Source organism: Corynebacterium sp. HMSC072A02 (assembly GCF_001810085.1).
GTDB lineage: Bacteria > Actinomycetota > Actinomycetes > Mycobacteriales > Mycobacteriaceae > Corynebacterium > Corynebacterium hesseae.
Genome location: NZ_KV799847.1, coordinates 207897 through 230666 on the forward strand (window position 1 = coordinate 207897; position 22770 = coordinate 230666).

Sequence of the window (22770 nt, forward strand, 5' to 3'; positions counted from 1 at the left end):
CTCCCCATGTCGCTACTTGAAATCGAGGGAAAAGTATTCAGATTTGGTTAAGTGCAGAACCTTTTCAAAGAGCCAGCAAAAGAGCAGCGCAAGGGCGAGGGGAAGTACGACATAAACGAAGGTAATGATCATCACGTTGCCGGCGCTCCATCCCCACCCTTCGTAATTGAGAGCCGCCAGCGGGCCCATGAGTCCGGAAATTCCGAAACCGGCGGAGATTGGTGTGCCCGAGATCCCTAGAGCGCCACCAATGCCGCCCAGGATTGCGGCGGAGCAAATAACGGGAAGGAAGGTGACAGGCTTGGACAACATGTTGGCCATCTGCACTTTGGGAGAGCCCAGAACATGCAGGATGGAGGTGGCGAAGCCGTTGACGCGCCAGCCGGCAACGAGGAGCGTGAACCCCGCAGCAACGGCTCCGAGGTTGGCGGTGCCAGAGGCGATGCCGTCGATAAAGATGGCGGTAGCAATGCCGACGGTGGAGACTGGGGAGACGATCATGACTGCAAAAAGAACAGCGAGGACTACACCCATGAGGACCGGCTGCAAAGTTGTCGCACCGTTCACGAGGTCACCAAGCCACAGCGTAAAGACCTTGACGATGGGGAAGGTGATAACCCACCCGATGCTGCCCGCAACGAGCGTCACAATGGTGGACAGCAGCAAGATGGAGTAGTTCTTGAGCCTATCGCCGATGAAGAGGAGCAAACCAACTGCCATGGCTGCGGTTAATCCAGAGTTGATGACGAGCCCGGTGCCTTTGAGGAAGAAGCCGCCTTCGGGATTGACGGTGGCCACCCCGGAGCCGCAGAAAGAAGCAATGCCCACGGCTGCGGTCTGAATCGGCGTCATCTTGAATTCGATGCCTACGAGGACACCAATCATCACAGGTAAAAGGCTGGCGGCTAGACCCGTCAGCGCTATTACTGTGGACGCGCCGGACCAGAAGGGGAGCAGCGCCTTGGCCAACTCGCCGAGCAAGGCCTGCGGGACGAGCGACACGACGACGGCGATCGAGATGCCGTTGAGAACCTTCATGGTGAAGGATCCGAGGGTGAGATGCTCGGCCGCGGGCGCGGCGCTGGCGTGGGGGATGGGGGAAAGCTGGCGTTCGTCTATCTGCTGTGGCGTACTCATTCCCCAATCATACGCATAATATGCGGTTGACGGAGAATAATAACAAAGAAAGGGCGTATTTAAATTCCCTAGTATTCCACGCGTAGTTCGGACAGCCGGACTTCACCAGCCTCATCGGAGGCATCCAAATCGACAGTGCCAACGATGTGGTAGGAGTTGTCCCCCTCTGGGTCCTTGAGGATCTGCCGGACGGTCCACGATCGTGAACCCCCGACGCTACGAGCCCCTGAGCCCTTGGCGCCCTTGTCCAGGACAAAGTACTCCGGGCCCCGTGCTGCTGGCCCAGTATCGATGTCATCGTAGTCATCGAAGTAGTCATCGAGAGCTTGGCCAAAGTCGGGGATCTCCTCCAAATAATCCAACAAATCTGCCAAGCGATCTTCCTTCTCCAAGGCAAAGAGCTGCGCGAGCCGGAAGAAGTAGTTGCGCACCATGATGCCAAAGGCACGCTGATTGGCTGTCAAGGCGGTGGGATCCTCAACGCCGAAGGCCAATTCGCGGTCCAAATCCGCCTGGGAAATGGGGGAGTCCTCGCCGGCCATTTCAGCCCACTCGTCGACGAGCGAAGAATCAACCTGGCGGATAAGCTCTCCGAGCCAGACGATGATGTCCTCGAGCTCCTCGGTAAGGAACTCGGCAGGGATCGACTGTTTGAGCGTGCGCCAAGCATCAGTGAGGTAGCGCAGGATGACGCCTTCAGAGCGGGCGAGTCCGTAGGTGGCGACAAGGTCGGAGAAGGTCATGGCGCTCTCTAGCATGTCGCGAACCACGGACTTAGGACGCAGCTCAAATTCCTTGGCCCAAGGATTGGTTTCGCAAAAAGTGTCGTAGGCCTGCTCCAAGAGCTCTTCGAGTGGCTTCGGCCACGTGATGTCTTCCACGATGGCCATGCGTTCGGTGTAGTCCACCCCGTCTGCTTTGAGCGCCGCGATCTCCTCGCCACGGCGTTGCTTTTGCTGAGCAATCAGGACTTGGCGAGGATCATCGAGCACCGCCTCGAAGACGGAGATAACGTCGAGTGCATACGTGTCCGAATCCGGATCCAGCAAGGTGAGCGCCGCCAACGCGAAGGGCCCCAAAGGTTGATTCAAGGCAAAATCGCGCGGCATTTCCCGCACCACGTGGTAAGGGCGGCCATAGATATCGAGGCCCTTGGTGGATTTTTGGACCACGCCTGAATTGAGAAGCCCTCGAAACAGGCTCAGCGCCGTTAAGATGTCTTCGTTCTGGCGCGCACGCGTGTTGTGGCTCGTACGCAGCAGGTGTTTTAGGTGTTCGTAACCGTTGCCGTGGCGGGCGAGCACATTGAGCAGCATGGAATTGGAGACTCGGAATTGGGAAGTGAGCTGCTCCGGTTCGGCGTCGATAAGCCGGGCATAGGTCTGTTCCGACCACGAAACCTCGCCATCGCGCGCGGACTTCTTCTTCAGTTTCTTTAGGCGCGCCGGGTCATCGCCCACGCGCCGCCGCGCTTTGGCGTTTTCGATCTCGTGCTCCGGCGCCTCTACGACGACCGTGCCTTCCGTGTCATAGCCTGCTCGGCCGGCGCGACCGGCAATCTGGTGAAACTCGCGGGACTTGAGGATCCGCTGACGGGTTCCGTCATACTTGGCCAGGCCCGTCATCAACACCGTGCGGATCGGTACATTGATGCCAACACCTAAAGTGTCGGTACCGCAGATGATCTTGAGCAGACCCTTTTGGGCCAACCGCTCCACCAAGCGCCGATACTTCGGCAACATGCCGGCATGGTGTACACCAATTCCCTTACGAAGCAGCTTAGACAGGTCCCTGCCGAACGTCGTGGTGAATCGGAATCCCGCGAGCTCAGCGGCAATGGACTCCTTCTCCTCTGAGGTGATGATCTTTGACAGCGACGTCAATGCTTGCGCGCGCTCTGAGGCCTCGCGCTGGGAGAAGTGGACCACGTAGACAGGTGCCTTGCCACCAGCGAGCAATTCCTCGATGGTTTCATGGACAGCGGAAAAGACGTAGGAGAAGTCCAACGGGACCGGGCGGGTTGTCCCAGCCACGAGCGTCGTCGTGCGTCCGGTGCGCTCAGTTAAGTCCTTCTCCAGCCACGTCGTATCGCCCAAGGTCGCGGACATGAGCAAGAACTGTGCCTTCGGCAATTCCAACAGCGGAACCTGCCAGGCCCAGCCGCGATCCGGCTCGGAATAATAGTGGAATTCATCCATGACCACCTGATCGATGGCGGCTTCCGCGCCATCTCGCAGTGCAATATTGGCGACGATCTCCGCGGTCGCAGCAATGATGGGCGCGGAACCGTTCACCGTGGCATCGCCGGTCATCATGCCAACGTTTTCTGGGCCAAAAATCTCACAGAGAGCGAAGAATTTCTCGCTCACCAAGGCCTTGATAGGGGCGGTGTAGAAGCTGCGCTGCCCTCGCGCTAAAGCTATGAAGTGGGCGGCATTGGCTACCATGGACTTACCGGATCCGGTAGGCGTGGCCAAGATGACGTTATCCTGCGCGAGGATAGCTAAAGAGGCCTCTTCCTGCGCCGGGTACAGCGAGATTCCACGGCCGGAGGTCCACGATAAAAACGTGTCCCAGATGGCCTCATCAACCATCGACTCGGGGACTTCGGCGAGATCGGGCAACATCTGAGAAAGGTTCACCCGTCCCACCTTAGGCGAAAGCCTTAGAGCATAAGTCTCCGCCCTGCGGCTGTGAAAGACCGAGACTCCTCGACAGCCGCGGCGTGCTGAGCTTATCTGAGGTTAGACGTCATCGTCCATGTCTGAGCCGGGGCCCTCGTCGCGCCCGTAGTTATCCTCGCGGTCGTCGATGTCTTCAGAGAGGATATCCGGGTTGTCATCGAGTCCGGCAAGGAAAGCCTCGAAGTCAGCCCCGATTTCCTCGCCCGTAGGCATGTGCTCTTCACCCGGCATAATGGCCTGCGGATGGCGGGAACGGTAGCGCTCCATATAAGCGTCGTACTGCTCTTCCAACTGGCGGACCACGCCCGCGATCTCTTCAGAATCCGTCACCTGCTCCTCGAGCTGCTGGTTGACGCGAGCCACGTCTGCCTCCAAGCTACCCAAGGGAATGTTGAGGTCGACGGCTGAGGCAACCGAATCCAGAAGACGGAGCGTGGCCGCTGGATAAGGCGAGGCCGCCAGATAATGCGGCACATGCGCGGTATAGCCGGCCACGCGGCGGCCCTTCTTATCCAAGGCACGCTCAATATACAGGGCGGCTGCGCCGGGGACCATCATGGTGGATTCCATGCGTACCATAGAGTTAAGGAGTTCCGGGGCATTGCCGTGCGCAGTGACCACCGTGGGGCGGGTGTGTGGCACCGGCATGGGCGCGGAGTAGAGCATGATGGTGTTCTTGATATCGAACTTTTCAACCAAGTTCACTACCGCATCCGTAAAGGCCTCCCACCGCAAGTCCGGTTCCGGTCCGGACAGCAGCAAGAAAGGCGTGCCGGAATTATCCCGCAATACCTTGATGCCCAAATCCGTGTTCTCAATCTCCACGGTGCGGTCATGGTCGATAGTGACGGCAGGGCGGCGTGAACGGTAGTCAATGAGTTCGTCGTTATTAAACGAGGCCAGCTGGCGGTTTTCCAACGCGGCTTTGAGGTGATCAGCACTGGCTTCAACGGCCTGGCCTGCATCGGCGTAGCCATTCATGGCAACGATCATTGTGGGGCCTGCGCCTGGAGTGGAATCATCCTTGACCACTGGAGCGGGGTACTCCAGCTCGTACATGCGGCGCTGTTCTTCCTGCATGGTTGTGACTCCTCCTTCTAGCCGTGTGCTTGTTCTCGAGCGTACGACCTCAATCAGTGTTCTGTGACATGCAACGCTTAAGGCTTACCGCCTATTCCCAGAGGCGACTGGGCGTCCGGGGCGAACGCGAAGCTGGTCCGTACACGCGGGGCTCCCGCAGGGAACCAGTGATGATCGTTCAAGCATGCCATATGGAGGCTGGTTGTGCCAGGATTCCACTTGCTGGGTGTGGAAAACCGGGCTACTTCCAGTGGACTGCGCACTAGCCCGGACTCGTTATCCACAGATGTGCCGTGGACGGTCTTAGTGCTCTAGCGAACTGAGGTAAGTGTGGTTCAGGCTACAAGGTATGAACACACTCTCAACGCATACAGACCGCACTCCACCGATAACGACCCCAGGTCACCTCCTCGCAAACATCCCTGGCCTCCTAGGCTTCTATCCCACTGAATCGGTGGTTTTCATGGCTATCGATACCACCCCGCGAGGCCCAGCCATGGGCCCGCTTGCTCGCGTCGACATTGCTGATGCCCAAGGGGCAGTAGCGGACATCTCGCCGTTACTGGCCGAGCACGCCCGCGAAGGTGTGTTTGCATTCCTTATTTCGAAGCGTCCCCTCACCGAGCTCAGGGAGGTGGCTCACTGGCTATATGGCCTAGACCGCGCCGAGGACGGGCTGGAGGTCGACGCTGCGTGGCATACCCGGGAAATCACCAAACATGAGGCTTATGTCTTGCTTCATGGAACCGTCAACGCGGATGGAAGCGGGCCAATGAAGAAGTGGGTTGAGGGGACAATACCGGCGCTGACCGACGCCCCCTCGATGCGCTCTTGCGTCGACCACAATGTTGTACCGGAGCTCAATAGGGAGGAGTTCTTTGCTGTCTTTGCCGCAGGGAACCAGTATCTGGATGCTGCCGAAGCCGATGCCTTGGCACGGCAAGCGCGAGAAACGGCGACGCAGTATCGTGCGCAGGTAGCAGCTGTGCGGGGAAAGAAACGAAAGGACCTCTTGGATCACTTGCTCGACGATGCTCGGTGGGCGCTTCACCAGGTGGCGTCGGTGGAGGAGGCTGAGCAGGACAGTGAGCTGCTGGCAACCTGTGCTGTGTGGCTGTCAACGACGTGGACGCGCGACCTTGTCGTGAACGTGTGCGCGACGTCGGGCGAAAAGGGAGCGCATCTCCTTCTGGCGGCGGCGCGGACATTCGGCGGCGAGTTGCGGGCAAACGCGCTGACTCTCTTTGCGCTGGCGCAGCTGGAACAGGAGTGGGATATCCTCGCGGGTCCTGCATTGCAGCTCGTCGTGGAAGAATTTCCCAGCCACCGCCTAGGCTCACTCCTGTGCCAGGCATACCGTCATGGCCTGCACGAAAAGATTCGGGACTCAATTCATACAGGCGCCCTCAAAGCCTATGAAAACGCTATAGGGGAAGGGGAGGAGCATTCAGAGGATGCGGCTAGCGATGCGCAGAATGTGCCCGCTCGCCGAGCTGCTGGGTGAAGTTCCACGCGTCTGTCACGATGGTGGTCAGATCGGTGCGGCTGGGGTTCCACCCGAGCTCGGATTTGATCTTTTCCGAAGAGGCCACGAGTGTTGCGGGATCCCCAGCGCGGCGAGGTGCAAGCTCAGCCGGGATGGGGTGACCGGTTACTTCGCGGCAGGCCTCAATGACCTGTTTGACGGAGTAGCCATCCCCGGAGCCAAGGTTGTAGATGCGGTGCGTTCCTGCGGCGTTGCTCTCCAGCGCTAGGACGTGGGCCTCTGCCAGGTCTCGGATGTGGATGTAATCCCGGACCGCGGTGCCGTCGGCGGTGTTGTAGTCATCGCCGAAGATGTAAATCTTGTCGCGGTGCCCCAGCGCTACCTGCAGGACGAGGGGAATGAGGTGGGTTTCTACTTCGCGGTTTTCTCCAATGGTGCCGTAGGCTCCGGCGACATTGAAGTAGCGCAAGGAGGTCGCCCCAAGGCCGTAGGCAGTGGCATAGGACGTGATCATGTAGTCAATTGCGAGCTTGGACGCGCCGTAGGGATTCGTTGGCTGCGTAGGCATCGACTCCGTAATTGGCACTTGCGCTGGCTCGCCGTAGGTTGCAGCGGTCGAGGAAAAGACGAGGTTTGTGACCTCGAATTCCCGCATGGCGTTTAGGAGCGTCAGCGTGGTTACGACATTATGTTGCCAATAGTCAGCGGGGGCTTCAACGGATTCACCGACGAGGGAACGCGCCGCAAAGTGCAGCACGCCGTCGAATCCACCTTCAGACAACACCTCACGGGCGACATCAGCGACGTCGCCTTCAACGAGACGTGCCTGCTCTGGGATGGCCTCGCGGTTGCCGGTAGAGAAGTTGTCGATGATGGTGACGTCGTGGCCTTTTTCAACCAAGACTGCCGCGCACACACTGCCGACATATCCGGCACCACCGGTAACTAACAGCTTCATCGTCTTACTTCTCCTTAACTCGGATGGCGTGGGCGAGATCGTCGACAAGCTCGACAGTATGGCCCGACTTCGTCGTCAGCGTAATGGTTCCGCTCTCATTGACCACCGTCACCTGCGAACCGATTTGGATTCCGCAGGAATAAAGATCATCGAAGGTCGAGCTGTCGGCCTGCAACACCTCATTGATTTGCACGATGGTGGCTTCAGTTTCTTGTCCCGTGGGGAGGTCGATGGCGCGGGTTCCCAAGTCGAGCTCCACCGGGGTCGTGCCCAACTGTGCCAAGCCTGGGATGGGGTTGCCGAATGGTGAGCGCGAGGAATCCTCCAATACCGCGACGACGCGCTTTTCTACCTCTTCACTCATGACGTGTTCCCACCGGCAGGCCTCGTCGTGGACCTTGTCGATGTCCAGTCCAAGGACGTCTGTGAGCAAGCGTTCAGCTAGGCGGTGCTTGCGCATGACGTTGGTTGCCAATTCGCGGCCCTGTTGGGTGAGGTCGAGGCTGCGATCAGTGCGCACGTGGAGCAGACCATCGCGCTCCATACGAGCCACGGTCTGGGATACGGTCGGCCCAGACTGCTCTAAACGCTCTGCGATCCGCGCGCGGAGGGGAGTGATGCCTTCCTCTTCGAGCTCGTAGATGGTGCGCAGATACATTTCCGTGGTGTCAACTAGGTCCCTCACGTGGGCTTACCTTTCTGCGTTGTGGGCGGTGCGTAGCCACATAGGTTTAGACGCGGTAATAAGGATGTATTAAGAGAATATCTTAAACAATAGCGCATTCATTGAAAGTATTGAGCGCGCAGCGCTGTGCCTCCGGCGGGGTTCGACGGGGCACGGCAACCTCGCGGGACCTTGTGGAACGACGAAAGCCACCGAGCGCTGACCGCCAAAGCCCACAATGCTGTTTCAGCTGGGCTAGCAGGTAGCTGGCTCGATGGCTCATGCCAGGATTCGAATAAAAGATTTAGAGTGCGTATTCGCGGAGGCGATCGGCGCGGTTTCCTTCGCGCAGCTTGGCCATGACCTCACGTTCAATTTGGCGAACGCGTTCGCGGGAGAGACCGAACTTGCGGCCAATCTGGTCGAGGGTGCGCGGAACCCCATCGTCCAAGCCATAGCGCAAACGGATGACGTCCTGCTCGCGCTCCTCCAAAGAACCAATGACGGAGCGGATATCGGAGTGGCGCATGGAAGCAACCACGGCGGTTTCGGCGTCCGTTGCTTCGGCATCCTCGATGAAGTCTCCCAGTGGAGCCTCTTCATCGGTGCCCACCGGCATATCCAAGGAGACAGGATCGCGGGACTGACGCAGCAGCATTTCGATCTTGGACTCTTCGATTCCCGATTCCTCTGCGAGCTCCTCGTTCGTAGCCTCGCGGCCTAGGGATTGGTACATCTCGCGCTTGATGCGCGAAAGCTTATTAACCTGCTCAACTAGGTGTACAGGGAGGCGAATTGTCCGGGACTGGTCAGCCATGCCGCGGGTAATGGCCTGGCGGATCCACCAGGTTGCGTATGTGGAGAACTTGAAGCCCTTGGCGTAGTCAAACTTCTCCATCGCGCGAATCAGGCCCAAGTTACCCTCCTGGATGAGATCCAGTAGCGGCATGCCGCGGCCGGTATAGCGCTTAGCCAGGGAGACCACGAGGCGCAAGTTTGCCTCCAAGAGGTGGGAGCGTGCCTTCTTACCTTCGCGGGCCAAAATTTTCAGGTCACGCTTCTCCGCGCGAGTTAGCTTCTCGGCATTGGCGAGCTTGTACTCGGCGTAGAGGCCAACCTCAATGGTCTGCGCCAATTCAACCTCGTCCTCGGCGCTCAGCAGCGCAGTCTTGCCGATTCCATTGAGGTAAACGCGGACCAAGTCCGCGGAGGGATTGTCATTGGTCTGGTTACGGCGTGAGCCGCGGTCAACTTCCTGTCCGTCCTCGTCCTGGACGCTAGCAGCGGATGATGTGGCCATCTCATGCCTCCTAAGTTGCGGCTTGGTTCATCCCCTACAACGGGCCTTCGCGTCAGATAGTTCCCACGGGCCCAAAAATGTTTAATCACCCGGGATGTGCGAGAGGTTTTAGGCCATTTTGGGGGAGGCGCGCCGAAGCTAGACCTCAACGAGCACGGTAAACGGTCCTTCATTGACGGAGGAGACGCGCATCATCGCTCCAAAGCGGCCTTCCTCCACAGTGATCCCGCGCTCGCGAAGGCGAGCGACAACTCCCTGGATAACCGGCTGCGCGGCTTCACCCGGTGCGGCATCTGACCACGATGGGCGCCTGCCTTTGGCCGTTCGCCCGTAAAGGGTGAACTGACTTACCACCAGAACAGGCGCACCGCTGTCGGCCACGCTCGTCTCGCCTTCTAGGATGCGCAGCTCAGCGATTTTGCGCGCCATCGTGTCCATCCGCTCTTCCAAGGTTGGTCCCTCGGCAGTGCCGGAATCAGAACCTGCCGCGACGTCCTCGCGGGAAACACCGACGAGCGCTAAGACGCCGCCGGTATCCGGGCAGGAAATAGAGCCGACAACGTCGTTGTCTACGGTGACGGTTGCTTCGGAAACGCGGGTTAAGACAGCACGCATGGGATCGAGTGCACGACCTTTCTGGGGAGGAGTTCTTTCTCAGATGACAAACGCGAGGGACTTGGGGGAGGGAGAGGGCTACTCAGTGTTGCTAAACGCCAACAGTTCCGTAGGGATGAGTAGCCCATGGCGGATGAGATCCACAATGGCTGGAAGCGCGGCGCTGACCAACTCGGATTCCTCAAAGCCCTGCGCGGCGGCATAGAGCTCGATGGTCTCCCCAATACTCAGCCCGTGGGGATTGAGCCCGGCGACGATCGCCGCGAGGTGCTCGTCGACGTCATGCTGCCAGCGCGGACCGTCCGTGCGGCTGAGCCGTAATGCTGCGCGCTCAAAGCCCATGCCAAGCTCCGTGTCGGGCAGTGAAACGTCTTCGCGGGCGACACCTGGGCGCAGCTGCACATGCTTTGTTTCCAGCTCACCCGGCACCAGGTTGCGTAGCCATTCAATGCGAGCGAAGTATTCCTCCACTTCGGGCCCGAGCGGATCGATGACTGGCTGCGCCATGGTCTCCGCCAAAACATCGGAGGGCTCGTCGTCTGCGATGCGCTGGATAGCCACGAAGCCAAACCCGATGCCGGTGACATCATGATCACAGAAATGCTCCAGCCAACGGCGTGAACGCTCCTGGCCTTCGGCACTGCGAACATCCACGGATTCATCGCTCAACCACGTGGAAACATAGAGCGCAGGGTCCGCCACATCGCGCTGAATGATCCACGCGGCCACGCCGGTATCCGGCAGCCATGAGGCAACCCGCTGCTGCCAAGACTTGTCGCCTTGGTGTACCCACGCAGCGAGAATGTGTGCGGTGCCCCCAGGATTGAGGTGCTCCACAGCTTGCGATATGACAAGCTCACTTGCTCCATCCAGATTGAGGCCGGAATCCCGGTACACGTGGCCCACCTCGGGCAAGCCCACCACGAACGGAGGGTTAGCAACGATTCGGTCGAAGCTCTCGTGCCGCACGGGCTCGAACCAAGAACCCTGGCGAAGCTCAACACGGTTTTCTGCGCCCGCAGCAGCGACGGTAGCGCGGGCAAGTTGGAGGGCTCGCTCGTGAACGTCTGTCGCAACAATTCTTTCAGCAGACTCCAGTTGCCCAAGGATCTGTACGCCAGAACCCGTGCCCAGGTCTAGTACTGAGGACACGGGTGTGGTCGGGGTCGAGTGCAAGAGGGAAAGACTGGCAGAGCCTACCCCCAACACGTGCTCGGGGCCGGGCACGTGATCCACTAGGGAAGCATCAACATCAGAAAACACGATGCGGTTCTTACCCACGATGACGTGTGGCCGAATGTCATAAGCCACGTAGGCGGTGCCGTGCTCGTCGGTAAGCACCGCGCCGCAGTCGAGCAGCCGGGTGGCTAGGCGTGCGCCGAGGACGTCGGAAAGCAGCGTGGCCGGTACGTGTTCGTGCAGCAGGAAGATCCGGATGAGGTGGTCCAGGCGGGAATCACCGCTTGCTCCCAGCGCCACGGCGGCTGGCTCGCCGCGATGTAGCGCTTCGGTGTACTCCGGCCCCAGGTGTCCCGCGATACCATCCGCGCTCAACCCTGCCTCAGCAAAGACGTGGGCTAGTTCTTCCGCAACGTCTGCGATGGGGTTGTCCGGGTTCATCGCCGGGCCGAAAGGGGAGTGCTGTTGGGTGCTCACAAAAATATCCTTTGATAGTTGGGGAAGGAAACGGTGACTTCTTAATCTTCGTGCTCAATTGTGGTGGTCGTTGAACTCTCCGCGTTCGTGCCCGAGGGGGAATCCTCCGATGTGGGCGCGCCGGGAAGTTCGCCGTGAGCACCGCTGGTGATTTGTTCGCGCTGTGCTTGCGCCATCTGTCGGGCGAGTGCGGGCTTGTAGACCGCTTTGTCACGTTTGTCCTTCTTCTGCCCCCGCCCGTTGCCGATGACCACGGCTATCCAGGGAAGCGGGAAGGTGACGCCCACGACGATGGCGGCGGCAATCCACCAATGCCAGGCATACACCATGACACCAGCTAGAAGCAGCGAAGGGATGCGCAGAAACTGCAAAATTGAGTAGATAACTTCGCGGCGATGCCGGTCTTGGCCGGGAGCGAGTTTGGCGGTTGTAATGAGGTAAGCCTCACGCCCGAATCGACGCCCACGCCGCCGCCCCGATCGTGGGGTATGGCGGACGTTATCGCGCGAGTTCGAAGGGGTCATGCCCACCAGCGTAGCGGTAGGACTCGCCAACTTCGATACCGATGCGGCATGATAGTGGGCGTGAGTACGACGACTAAGACTATTGAACGCCCTGATGTCCGCGAGGATACGTCGACCAACGACGACACCCCGAAGTTTTTCCACTATGTAAAGAAGAACCAGATCCTCGATTCCGCGGTCAACGGTAAATACGTCGTTGCCCTCTGTGGTGAGACCTTCCCCGTAACCAAGCAAGCCAAGCCCGGTTCGCCCGTGTGCCCGGACTGCGAGCGCGTATATAAGAGCCTGCGCCGCCGCTAAGCGTGCCGTCGACGCTTAGTATTGCGTCGACGTAAAACGAAGACTTTCACAAGAGCGGGATGTTGGGATAACTAGAGGGGGATAGTCGCTGACCGTGTCTACACAGACTCCAGCACAAAGATTTGCCAATAATGGTTCGCTGCGTGTGTGGCAACGCGCGGCCTTGGATAAATTCCTGGCCACCAAGCCGAAGGATTTCATGGCGGTGGCAACGCCAGGCGCAGGTAAGACTACCTTCGCCCTGCGCGTGGCCACAGAGCTCATGGCGGACCGTACCGTAGAGCGCGTGATCGTGGTGGTGCCCACCGAGCACCTCAAAGTGCAGTGGTCTGAATCTGCCTCCCGCGTGGGGCTCGCGCTGGATCCGAAGTTCACGAACTCTTCTGGAGTCAACCCCGCCATGGATGGCGTGGTGGTGACCTACGCCCAGGTAGGCATGCACCCCTTTAAGCACCGCGCGGTGGCCTCAGCCCGGCGCACCTTGGTGATTCTCGATGAGATCCACCACGCCGGCGACGCCAAGAGCTGGGGTGACGGCGTGCGCGAGGCCTATGACGACGTGGAACACCGCCTCGCCCTGACCGGTACGCCCTTCCGCTCGGATGATTCCCAGATTCCTTTCGTGCGCTACGAGGAGGACGGGGAAGGGCACTTGGTCTCCCGCTCCGATCACACGTACGGCTATGGCGATGCGCTTGCCGACGGCGTCGTGCGCCCCGTGGTCTTCCTCAGCTACTCCGGCGAGTCCCGCTGGCGCGATAGTGCCGGCGAGGAGCATGCGGCCCGCTTGGGCGATATCCTCAATCCGGAGCAGACCGCCCGCGCGTGGCGCACCGCTCTGGACCCCAAGGGCGAGTGGATCCCCACCGTCCTTCAAGCTGCCCACACGCGTCTGATGCAGATGCGCCGCAACATGCCGGATGCCGGCGGCCTCGTACTCGCTACCGATACGACGACGGCGCGCGCCTACGCGAAGATCCTCAAGCAGATTTCAAACACCCCGGTATCCGTCATCCTCTCCGATGACCCGGGTTCCTCCGCGCGTATCGCAGAGTTCTCCGAATCCACCGACGAGTGGATGGTGGCCGTACGCATGGTGTCCGAGGGTGTCGACGTACCGCGCCTCGCAGTGGGTGTCTATGCCACGTCTGCCTCGACCCCGCTCTTTTTTGCTCAGGCCATCGGCCGCTTCGTGCGCTCCCGTATGCCGGGCGAGACCGCCTCGGTATTCCTGCCGTCTGTCCCGGTCCTGCTGGGGCTGGCGGAGAACATGGAGAAGCAGCGCGACCACGTCCTCGGAGGGGAGAAGAACCCCGACAAGGAGGGCTGGGACGATGAGTTGCTCGAGGACGCCAATAAGAAGAAGTCCGAGCCGGACATGCTCGAGCCTTCCTATGAGTCCCTCGGCGCGGAAGCAGAATTCTCCGGCCTGCTCTACAACGGCTCGCAGTTCACCACGGGCAATATCACCGACGAAGAAGAAGACTTCCTCGGAATTCCCGGGCTTCTCGACGCAGACCAGGTCAAGGACCTCCTTCGCAAGAAACAGTCCGATGAGATGGATCGCCGTGAGGCAGAGGAGAAGGCGCGCCGGGCTGCTGAGGCGGCGGAGGAACAACGTCGCAAGCTCTACGGCACCCCGCATGCGCCTAAGCGTGGGGCGGAGGCGTCGGCAAGCAGCACCGGATCCCAGTCAGGCGTGGTGGATGAGATTTCCGCGCTGCGCAAGGAGCTCAACACGGTGGTCTCCATCACCGCTCAGCGCACCGGCCGCCCGCACGGAGCCATCCACACCGAAGCGCGCAAGGCCTGCGGCGGACCTCCTACCGCGCTGTGTAACGCTGAGCAGTTGCAAGAGCGCATCGATTATCTGCGCAAGTGGTAGCTGCGCGGACGCAGTAGAATCCGGCACAGTATCCGGTGGCGAAGGGTAGGCTCGGCAGCATTGTGAGAAGAGTGCTCTAGGCCAAAGAAAACCTAAGGAGAAAGATGATGAAAAAGCTCATCAACTCACCGGACAACGTAGTAGCCGAATCAGTAGAGGGCTTCGCGTTAGCCCACGGTGACATTGTCACTCGCAACACGAACCCGCTGTTTGTTTTCCGCAAACAGAAGAAAGAACACGGCAAGGTTGCCATTGTCTCCGGCGGTGGCTCTGGGCACGAGCCGCTGCATGCCGGTTTCGTCGGCCATGGAATGTTGGACGCGGCCGTGCCCGGCGCTATGTTTACATCTCCGACGCCAGATGCCATCCAAGCAGCCACCGAGGCAGCTAATGCTGGGGCGGGAGTGCTCTACATCGTGAAGAACTACACCGGCGATGTGCTCAACTTCGATACTGCGGCAGAGCTGGCTGAATTCGATGATGTTGAGGTCAGCCAGGTCATCGTCGACGACGATGTCGCGGTGGAAGATTCTACGTTTACAGCCGGTCGCCGCGGCGTTGCCGGAACGCTGTTGGTGGAGAAGCTGGCCGGTGCGGCGGCCGAGCGCGGCGATGATCTCGTTGCGGTGACCGCTGTGGCGAAAAAGGTGGTAGAAAACACCGCGACTATGGGCGCGGCGCTTTCCGCCTGCACCGTGCCCCATGTGGGCAAGCCTTCCTTTAACCTCGGGGAAGACGAGGTTGAGTTGGGCGTGGGCATCCACGGCGAGCCGGGCCGCAAGGAGATTCCGCTGGTTTCGGCCGACGACGTAACGGACCACTTGCTTGATCCCGTCCTGGCAGACCTTAAGCTGAGCGAAGGCGAGCGCACCATCGTCGTTGTCAACGGCATGGGAGCCACCCCGGCCTCTGAGCTTTACGTGGTTTACCGTCGGGTAGCTCAGCGCTTAAAGGAGGCGGGGGTGAGCATTGAACGCTCCCTTGTGGGCAACTTCGTTACGAGTCTGGATATGGCCGGGTGCTCCGTGAGCGTTATGCGCGCCGACGACGAAGACCTTGCGCTTTTCGACGCCCCCTGCCACACCGCCGCACTACGCCAAGGAGTGTAACTATGACAAATGATGTAACTCTTTCAACCGACTGGGCATTAGCGTGGATGAATAATTGTGCTGCAGCTGCGCATGAATACCGCGAGGAGCTCATCGAGCTTGACCGCGCCATTGGAGACAGCGACCACGGTGAAAACGTCGATCGCGGCTTCCGCGCCGTCGTGGAGAAGATGGGCGCGGAAATTTCCCCAGAGGATTCTACCGTCGCTGATGTTCTGAAACTGACGGCAAAGACACTCATGTCCACCGTTGGCGGCGCCTCCGGGCCGTTGCTAGGGACCGCTTTCTTGCGTGCGTCTAAGGCTGCCGGTTCCGGGGCGATTGATGCGCCCACGGTGGCCGGTCTAATCGAGGCTGCGCTTGAGGGGATTACTGCGCGCGGCAAGGCCGCGGAAGGGGAGAAGACGATGGTCGACGCCTGGGCGCCGGCCGCACGAGCTGCCCGTGAAGCGGCGGATGCCGCGCTGAGTCCCGCTGAGGTTGTGAGCGCGGCTGCTGACGCCGCAGCAACCGGCGCGGAGGATACCATTCCGATGGTGGCAACGAAGGGCCGCGCTTCCTATCTTGGGGAGCGCTCTGCTGGGCACAAGGATCCGGGTGCTACGTCCTCGGCTCTGTTCCTGGCCGCGGCTGCCGACGCTGCCGAGACTTCAACGAAGGAGGCATAAAACATGACACAACCGCGCGTTGGGCTTGTCCTTGTATCGCATTCGGCCAAGCTCGCTGAAGGCCTAGCAGAGCTTGCCGGACAAATGGCCGCTGATGTGACCATCCTTCCCGCCGGCGGCTTGGAAGACGGCGGTATCGGAACTTCCTACGACTACATCGAAGGCGCCATCAGCCATGCCCTCGGCCAAGGTCTCGGCGTTGTCGTCCTCACGGACTTGGGCTCGGCCACGATGACCGTTGAGTCTGTTCTTGAGTTCCTTGATGAAGAACAAGTTCAGTTTGTGGATGCCCCACTAGTCGAGGCTGCCGTTGCCGCAGCCACCGCCGCCCAACAAGGCGATGACCTTGCGGCCGTCGTCAGAGCTGCGGAACGGGCCATCGAGGTCTTCGTGCCGAAGCAGTCTGCCGCCGCTGATCCAGTGGATAAAGACGAGCCCGAAACAAACCCAGATAGATATTCCCTGACAGTGACCGTGGCTGATAAGGCGGGCCTTCACGCCCGTCCAGCCTCCAAGGTCGCGGAAATGGCTGCAGAGGCAGACGGTGAAATTATCCTCTCCTTTGATGGCGAAGAGGTGGAAGCAGACTCTGCAATGATGCTGATGTCTCTTGGTGCTTGCCAGGGTGCTTCAGTGACTATCAGCGGTGACGCTGCTGATAAAGAGGTCATTGACCGGATTGCTACGGGCATAGAGCTGGGGCTCGACGGCTAGGGCTCCTGGGAAATCGATGAGCAGCGGGCAATGACCCCCGTACGCGGGGACTGCGCCCGCTGCCTTCGCATAAGATATCGGGCAGTGACCTAGCCGAGTCTTCGCGAAAGTGGGAAGTCATGACCCAGCCCGACTATGTAGAACCAAACTACTACGCAGCGGATCCGTACCAGGCTCCGTACCCGCAGGCTTATCCGAATTCCTATGCGGGTTCCTATGCGCCGGTGCCTTATGAAAGGCCATCCACTCCGAACCCGCTCGCCCCATGGGCACTGGGCTTGGCTATCGTTCCGCCACTTATCGACATCGCGCTGACACTCCTCATCAGCCCCGTTGGCTTCATGCTGTCGATGCTTACCATGATCACTGGGTGGTGTGCAGCAGGGCTTGGCGTTGCTGCGCTCATTCTCGGATCGGGGCGACGCCCTGAGCACAGGGGGACCGGCATGGCGGTGTGGGGAATGCTCATTGGCGTGGGCTGGAGCTACATTGCTCCTTTCGTTTCCATGGCACTGATTTTTGTCGTGGGGCCAAATTATTAGCCATCCAATGCGCATAGAGCGCGCAGAGCACAGAAGAAGCGGCGAGGAAGGTTAAACCTCCTCGCCGCTTAAATCTTTCTGCTCTCCCTAGTCTAGGTAGTCGCGCAACACCTGAGAGCGTGATGGGTGGCGCAGCTTGGACATCGTCTTGGACTCGATCTGGCGAATACGCTCGCGGGTAACGCCGTAGACTTGGCCGATTTCGTCTAAAGTGCGCGGCATGCCATCGGTCAGGCCGAAGCGCAGACGAACCACGCCGGCCTCTCGCTCGGAGAGCGTCGTGAGCACGTCCTGGAGCTGATCCTGCAGCAAGGTAAAGGACACAGCGTCGACAGCAATGACCGCTTCGGAATCCTCAATGAAGTCACCGAGCTGGGAGTCGCCCTCATCACCGATGGTCTGGTCCAGAGAAATGGGCTCACGGGCATACTGCTGGATCTCCAGCACCTTCTCTTCGGTGATATCCATTTCCTTCGCCAGCTCCAGCGGGGTGGGCTCGCGGCCCAAGTCCTGCAGCAGCTCGCGCTGAATGCGGCCCAACTTGTTGATGACTTCCACCATGTGCACCGGGATGCGGATGGTACGAGCCTGATCAGCCATGGCGCGAGTAATGGCCTGGCGGATCCACCAGGTGGCATAAGTGGAGAACTTATAGCCCTTGGTGTAGTCGAACTTCTCAACGGCGCGGATTAGACCCAGGTTGCCTTCTTGGATGAGATCCAGGAAGGCCATGCCGCGGCCCGTGTAGCGCTTAGCCAAGGACACCACGAGGCGCAGGTTTGCCTCGAGGAGGTGGTTCTTCGCCTTGCGGCCGTCACGAGCGATGGCGCGCATGTCGCGCTTTTCCATGGGGGAGAGCTTGGCGGCCTTGTCGCCTTCGGCGCGAGCCTTCTCCATCTCGTCCATACGGTACTGAGCGTAGAGGCCTGCCTCGATGCGCTTGGCCAGGGAGACCTCCTGCTCGGCGTTGAGTAGGGCGACTTTACCGATCTGCTTGAGGTAGGCGCGGACAGAGTCGGCCGAAGCAGTCAGCTCCGCGTCTTTACGGGCCTGACGCAGGGCAGCGGATTCATCCTCATCCCAGACGGAGGAGCCATCCTCCTCTTCGTCCTCGGAGTCCTCATCCTCCAAATCGTCATCATCGTCACCGAACTCGTCGTCCTCGTCCATCTCCGCGTTGTCCGGATCGAAGTCGATGTCGGCGTCATCGGACGTCTCGGCGTCCAACTCATCGGTCTGATCCTCTGCGAGGTCCTCCGAAGACTCGGCGCTTTCCGGCGAGGTTGCCTTCTTTGCCGCCGACTTGCGCACCGTCTTCTTGGCCGTCTTTTTCGCGGCCTTCTGGGCGGACTTGCGAGTAGTTTTCTTCGTTGCTTTCTTGGCCGTCTTCTTAGCCGTTTTCTTGGCGGTCTTCTTCGCAGTCTTTTTCGCGGTTTTCTTGGCCGTCTTCTTAGCGGTCTTTTTTGCCGTCTTCTTGGCGGTCTTCTGTGCAGGTGCAGATGTCTCGGAGGTGCTCTTGTCCTCGCCGAGTACCTGGTCTGAAGAATCAGTGGCTGCCACGTACGCCCTTTCGACTTGCTCTCTGAGTGGAAAATATGGGGACGCGCAAGTTTGTCGCGACTAGTCCCCGATGCTAGCCCGCCTCCGAGATGAGCGAGGGAGGCGCGCCGCTGGATATTCGATAATCGACAGCCCAGTATAGATCATTTTTGTCAACAGGCGGTGACTGGGGTCAACTAGGGAACGCTGGGACGATATAGATTAGGGGCGAATTCCTTCCTTTGCCGCCATTGCCGCGCCCACGATGCCCGCGCGATTGCGGAGCTGAGCAGCAACGACCGGTGTTTCAATTTTGAGGTGCTCGCCCCACTTGTCGAACTTGCGGGAGATTCCGCCACCGATCACAAAGGCTGAAGGGTTAAACAGCGCTTCATACTCGTGGAGTACGCGGTTGACGCGCTTTGCCCACTGCTTGGACTTGAGACCTTCACGTTCCTTGACCGCGGACGATGCCTGGTGCTCTGCTTCCTTCTCACCAACGATAAGGTGGCCAATCTCCGTATTGGGGAAAAGCTGGCCGTCCAGAAGGAATGCGGAGCCGATGCCCGTGCCCAGGGTCAGGAAGATGACGGGGCCCGAACGCGCAATGTCATCACCGTAGGCCACTTCGGCGAGGCCGGCCGCGTCGGCGTCGTTAAGCACGGTGAAGGGCGCGCCGAGGTATTGGCTCAACAAATTCTGCGCATCTACGCCAATCCAAGACTTGTCAATATTCGCCGCGCTGCGAATCACCTGGCCTTTCACCACAGCAGGCATCGTGATTCCGACGGGGCCGTCCCAGCCTTTTTCGGCGACGATTTGGGCAATTACCTTTGCTACGGCTTCCGGCGTAGCGGGCTGGGGAGTAGCGATCTTCAGACGGTCACCGACGAACTCGCCTGTCGCGAGGTCTACCTCGGCGCCCTTAATGCCGGAGCCCCCAACATCAATGCCAAAGGAATGGCCCTGGTGCTCAAGGCTCAATGTCGTGTCCTGGTGCTGTGCTTCTTGCGCGGTCATACTGACAGTCTATGTTGAGCGCGGCGTTGATGTGGCAACAGTGTGAGTTTCGTATCGCTGGCGGAGTCGGCACTGTGCCGTTCCCGTATTAGTGACTGCAGCCGCTCCCGTATTAGTGACCGCATTGTGGGTGGGTGTGAGGAGTGATACTCAGAAAAATATCCAGCACTCCAAGAACGGTGAATGCCCAGCTCATCCTATTAAAATTCGCAGGGTAGGGGGTAGAGGGGTGGGGCGGTTGGTGCCCCCATCGCGGGGCGAGTGTGACACGGGGGCTTGCGTGGTTTAGGATGCCGTCGATAAATAGACGTACCAATCAATCTGACTCACAGGGGCAAGCATTATGGCCACCGATTACGACGCACCGCGTCGCCGCGCAGAAGACGACCTCGAGACCGATTCCCTCGAGGGCCTGAAGGCGGCTGAAAACGACAACAACGGCATGGATGACGATGGTGAAATCGTCGAGGCTTTTCAGCCGCCGTCAGTGGACCTGACCGGTGAGGAACTCAATGTCACCGTCGTGCCGCGTAAAGAAAACGAATTCACTTGTTCTGTGTGCTACCTGGTGCAGTCCAATAAGCGCCTCGACCACGAAGAGGATGGGCAGCCAGTCTGCATGGACTGCGCCTAGCGCAGCAGTTTATCCTGCGCGCGATGTTTAGCCCTCGGAGGCTGCTGCCTGTTCTGGAAGGAAGGCCGCGAGGAGCTTTTCGGGGTTGGTGGAGCCGATGAGCCAATAGGGGGTGGGATCCTCTGGGTCGTCGAGGACGAGCATGACGTGCTCAGGAACCCAGCCATGCGTGACAAGGAAAGCAGCCGGATCGAGCTGTGGTCCCAGCGCATTGCGCCGCGCGGTGGCCGGCACCGCGGTACTGCGGGAGACAACATCGCTAGGCAGCTGTGCGCCCTTCACGGTGAGCCACCGGGTGCCATCGGCATCCTGCTCCACTTGAACTACTGTGTTGGACCACGTCACTAGCACCCACACGGCGATGGCACTAAGCAGAATGGCGGGAATAATGACCCACATGATGCCGCGGTTGAGGCTGACCGTGGCCGTGGAAATCGCCACGACGAACGCAGCCATAAACCACCAGTACCACGGCACCCATTGGCGCTCGCGATAGAGGATGACGGGGGATTCAGCAGACGCTGTGGGGGAAACAGGCGATGAATTCGAAGTCATGGCCTCTGAGTCTAGTCGTCGGGGAAGGGCAGAACCCAACGCAACCAAAGGTGCCGGGTAAGCGCGGTAGACGCGGCACAAAGCTCCATCCCTCGGGGTAGGGGGTGGTGAGGACAAGGTAGGCTGGGCCGCGTGAATGAGCAACACCCCCTTGTAGATCCGGTAAGTCCATTCGGAGACATTCAGATCAAGCGCCTTGATAAGGAGCTTCCGCTGCCGCAGCGAGCCCATCGTGGCGATGCTGGCGCGGATCTCTACGCCGCGCATGACGCTACTCTGCGCCCCGGAGAGCGCGCGCTCGTCGGCACTGGCATTGCTCTTGCCTTGCCAATCGGCACGGTAGGTTTGGTCCACCCGCGTTCGGGCTTGGCGGCCAAGCACGGGATTTCCGTGGTCAACACGCCGGGCACCATCGATGCGGAGTATCGCGGTGAGATTAAGGTGTGCCTTATTAATCACGATCCCGATAAGACCTTTGAGGTCGAGCGCGGGATGCGAATTGCCCAGCTTGTTGTCCAACGAGTGGAGCTCGTGGGCTTCCGCGAAGTCGAGGAACTCGATGACACCGCTCGCGGCGACGGCGGGTACGGATCCACTGGCGTCAACTGAATCAGTTGCTTGCGGCAAAGCCTGCGCGTGCGCGGGCCATACCGAGCAACCCCACATCCGACAAACACAAGTTATCCGGCACAAGACACAGAATGAGGAAGGCGCAAAACCATGGCGATGTGGCCCTTTGGCAAAAAGAAGAAGGATGCTGGCAAGGACGAAAGCCAGGACAAGAACACCACCGTCCGCACTGATGCCGCGGACAAAGAAGTAAAAGAAGCAACGGCCGAACCAGCGTCGGCGGAGAGCTTGGCAACGGAGGCCGGAGAAAGTTCGACCGCTGAGGGGCCTGTACAAGCCAGTGCAGGGCTGGTCCGCGAGGATCAGGATGACGTCGAAGGTGCTGCCGGGGTAAAAGCCGTGGCGCACGACGCCATCAACGGTGAGATGGGCCCCTACGACGGCGACAACGTGGATATCGCCGAGTTCAACTTCGAGGACTTCTCCGTCGGCCTTTTGGACCTTGGCTCGATGCGCATCCCGCTGCCGAAGGGCTCGCAGGTTCAGGTGGAAATGGGCCCAGACGGCCCTCGTATGCTCCACATTCTTACGCCGCACGGACGCATGACGCCCGTGGCCTTCGCCGCGCCGCGCACGCCGGGGCAGTGGGCGGAATCTGCCAAGGACATCGTCAAGGGTTTGGAAGCAGATGGGTTTACAGCGCATCCGGAGGATGGTCCTTGGGGTTCTGAAATCGTCGGCACCAGTGATAAGGGCGGGATCCGAATCATTGGTGTGGAAGGGCCGCGGTGGATGTACCGTTTGACCTTGGCAGCTCCTGCGGGCAAGGAAGAGGAGCTAGCGCAGCTAGGACGCGAAGTCGTCGCGCGCACCTTTATCTATCGCGGCGAGCAGCCGATTCTTGCCGGAAGTTCACTTCCCGTGATGCTGCCGCAGCAGCTCGCTGAGCAAGTCCAGCAGGCGCTTCAGGAGCGCCAGCAACAGGCAGCGCAACCATCCAGCGCTCAAAACTCCGCGCCGGCGGATAATGCCGCGGGCGCCGAAAGCGGCGCGGAGGCCGAGGCTCGCGAACAATTGCGCAATCTCGACGACCACGAGAACAAGTAGCGCGCCCTATGCCATTGGCCGTG

The 22770-nt window shown here is 59.9% G+C and carries 22 protein-coding genes; 10 read left to right on the forward strand and 12 right to left on the reverse strand.

Annotated features, from left to right (window positions below):
• Window positions 1–12: 12 nt before the first annotated feature.
• The 3 genes from HMPREF2698_RS06190 to HMPREF2698_RS06200 all read right to left on the reverse strand — a co-directional run bounded on the left by HMPREF2698_RS06190 (window position 13) and on the right by HMPREF2698_RS06200 (window position 4901).
• Window positions 13–1038 carry a PTS sugar transporter subunit IIC gene (locus tag HMPREF2698_RS06190; protein WP_369815747.1) on the reverse strand — a complete coding sequence of 342 codons (1026 nt, stop codon included), beginning with the start codon at window positions 1036–1038 and terminating at the stop codon, window positions 13–15.
• A gap of 167 nt (window positions 1039–1205) precedes the next feature.
• Window positions 1206–3779 carry a DEAD/DEAH box helicase gene (locus HMPREF2698_RS06195; protein ID WP_070521984.1) on the reverse strand — a complete coding sequence of 858 codons (2574 nt, stop codon included), beginning with the start codon at window positions 3777–3779 and terminating at the stop codon, window positions 1206–1208.
• A gap of 102 nt (window positions 3780–3881) precedes the next feature.
• On the reverse strand, window positions 3882–4901 hold the full coding sequence (locus HMPREF2698_RS06200) for a PAC2 family protein (protein ID WP_070521987.1): 1020 nt from the start codon (window positions 4899–4901) through the stop codon (window positions 3882–3884).
• 349 nt (window positions 4902–5250) lie between these two features.
• Here HMPREF2698_RS06200 and HMPREF2698_RS06205 point away from each other — a divergent pair, with 349 nt between their 5' ends.
• Entirely contained in the window at window positions 5251–6405 is a 1155-nt protein-coding gene (locus HMPREF2698_RS06205; protein ID WP_070521990.1) for a DUF4192 domain-containing protein, read from the forward strand.
• Here the strand turns inward: HMPREF2698_RS06205 and galE are convergent.
• From galE to HMPREF2698_RS06235, 6 genes are all read right to left on the reverse strand, one after another.
• On the reverse strand, window positions 6362–7345 hold the full coding sequence (gene galE / locus HMPREF2698_RS06210) for a UDP-glucose 4-epimerase GalE (RefSeq protein ID WP_070521993.1): 984 nt from the start codon (window positions 7343–7345) through the stop codon (window positions 6362–6364). The genes HMPREF2698_RS06205 and galE overlap by 44 nt on opposite strands.
• A gap of 4 nt (window positions 7346–7349) precedes the next feature.
• Entirely contained in the window at window positions 7350–8030 is a 681-nt protein-coding gene (locus tag HMPREF2698_RS06215; protein WP_070521996.1) for a metal-dependent transcriptional regulator, read from the reverse strand.
• Window positions 8031–8313: 283 nt separating this feature from the next.
• Complete coding sequence (locus tag HMPREF2698_RS06220; protein ID WP_010190233.1) at window positions 8314–9309, reverse strand: sigma-70 family RNA polymerase sigma factor; 996 nt, start codon at window positions 9307–9309, stop codon at window positions 8314–8316.
• 138 nt (window positions 9310–9447) lie between these two features.
• Window positions 9448–9924 (reverse strand): D-aminoacyl-tRNA deacylase, encoded by a 477-nt coding sequence (gene dtd / locus HMPREF2698_RS06225; RefSeq protein ID WP_070521999.1) that lies wholly within the window; start codon window positions 9922–9924, stop codon window positions 9448–9450.
• A gap of 78 nt (window positions 9925–10002) precedes the next feature.
• Window positions 10003–11544: a DUF7782 domain-containing protein gene (locus HMPREF2698_RS06230; RefSeq protein ID WP_198530958.1), complete on the reverse strand. Its 1542-nt coding sequence runs from the start codon at window positions 11542–11544 to the stop codon at window positions 10003–10005.
• 77 nt (window positions 11545–11621) lie between these two features.
• Entirely contained in the window at window positions 11622–12104 is a 483-nt protein-coding gene (locus tag HMPREF2698_RS06235) for a DUF3099 domain-containing protein (RefSeq protein ID WP_070522006.1), read from the reverse strand.
• Window positions 12105–12152: 48 nt separating this feature from the next.
• Here HMPREF2698_RS06235 and HMPREF2698_RS06240 point away from each other — a divergent pair, with 48 nt between their 5' ends.
• The 6 genes from HMPREF2698_RS06240 to HMPREF2698_RS06265 all read left to right on the forward strand — a co-directional run bounded on the left by HMPREF2698_RS06240 (window position 12153) and on the right by HMPREF2698_RS06265 (window position 17322).
• Complete coding sequence (locus tag HMPREF2698_RS06240; protein WP_012715089.1) at window positions 12153–12404, forward strand: DUF3039 domain-containing protein; 252 nt, start codon at window positions 12153–12155, stop codon at window positions 12402–12404.
• A gap of 94 nt (window positions 12405–12498) precedes the next feature.
• Entirely contained in the window at window positions 12499–14289 is a 1791-nt protein-coding gene (locus tag HMPREF2698_RS06245) for a DEAD/DEAH box helicase (protein ID WP_070522009.1), read from the forward strand.
• Between the two features lie 107 nt (window positions 14290–14396).
• Window positions 14397–15398, forward strand: coding sequence for a dihydroxyacetone kinase subunit DhaK (dhaK, locus tag HMPREF2698_RS06250; protein WP_070522012.1), 1002 nt, complete (start codon window positions 14397–14399; stop codon window positions 15396–15398).
• 2 nt (window positions 15399–15400) lie between these two features.
• On the forward strand, window positions 15401–16066 hold the full coding sequence (gene dhaL / locus HMPREF2698_RS06255) for a dihydroxyacetone kinase subunit DhaL (protein WP_070522015.1): 666 nt from the start codon (window positions 15401–15403) through the stop codon (window positions 16064–16066).
• 3 nt (window positions 16067–16069) lie between these two features.
• Entirely contained in the window at window positions 16070–16780 is a 711-nt protein-coding gene (dhaM, locus tag HMPREF2698_RS06260; RefSeq protein WP_070522018.1) for a dihydroxyacetone kinase phosphoryl donor subunit DhaM, read from the forward strand.
• 119 nt (window positions 16781–16899) lie between these two features.
• A complete protein-coding gene (locus HMPREF2698_RS06265) occupies window positions 16900–17322 on the forward strand; it encodes a hypothetical protein (protein WP_070522021.1) in 423 nt (140 codons plus the stop codon).
• A gap of 87 nt (window positions 17323–17409) precedes the next feature.
• Here HMPREF2698_RS06265 and HMPREF2698_RS06270 read toward each other — a convergent pair whose 3' ends face one another.
• Together HMPREF2698_RS06270 and ppgK are read right to left on the reverse strand one after the other, a co-directional pair.
• The gene (locus HMPREF2698_RS06270; protein WP_070522024.1) at window positions 17410–18882 is read right to left on the reverse strand and encodes an RNA polymerase sigma factor; all 1473 of its coding nucleotides are present in this window, start codon (window positions 18880–18882) and stop codon (window positions 17410–17412) included.
• A 201-nt stretch (window positions 18883–19083) separates the two neighbouring features.
• Complete coding sequence (gene ppgK, locus HMPREF2698_RS06275; protein ID WP_070522027.1) at window positions 19084–19881, reverse strand: polyphosphate--glucose phosphotransferase; 798 nt, start codon at window positions 19879–19881, stop codon at window positions 19084–19086.
• Between the two features lie 343 nt (window positions 19882–20224).
• On the opposite strand from ppgK, the gene HMPREF2698_RS06280 reads away from it, so the two are divergent.
• The gene (locus HMPREF2698_RS06280; protein WP_070522030.1) at window positions 20225–20515 is read left to right on the forward strand and encodes a DUF4193 domain-containing protein; all 291 of its coding nucleotides are present in this window, start codon (window positions 20225–20227) and stop codon (window positions 20513–20515) included.
• A 27-nt stretch (window positions 20516–20542) separates the two neighbouring features.
• Here the strand turns inward: HMPREF2698_RS06280 and HMPREF2698_RS06285 are convergent, their stop codons facing one another.
• On the reverse strand, window positions 20543–21070 hold the full coding sequence (locus tag HMPREF2698_RS06285) for a DUF3093 domain-containing protein (RefSeq protein ID WP_070522033.1): 528 nt from the start codon (window positions 21068–21070) through the stop codon (window positions 20543–20545).
• Window positions 21071–21202: 132 nt separating this feature from the next.
• Between HMPREF2698_RS06285 and dut the strand changes: the two genes are divergently transcribed.
• Both dut and HMPREF2698_RS06295 read left to right on the forward strand, forming a co-directional pair.
• Entirely contained in the window at window positions 21203–21679 is a 477-nt protein-coding gene (dut, locus tag HMPREF2698_RS06290; protein ID WP_070522035.1) for a dUTP diphosphatase, read from the forward strand.
• 111 nt (window positions 21680–21790) lie between these two features.
• A complete protein-coding gene (locus tag HMPREF2698_RS06295; RefSeq protein ID WP_070522039.1) occupies window positions 21791–22747 on the forward strand; it encodes a DUF3710 domain-containing protein in 957 nt (318 codons plus the stop codon).
• Window positions 22748–22770: the final 23 nt, after the last annotated feature.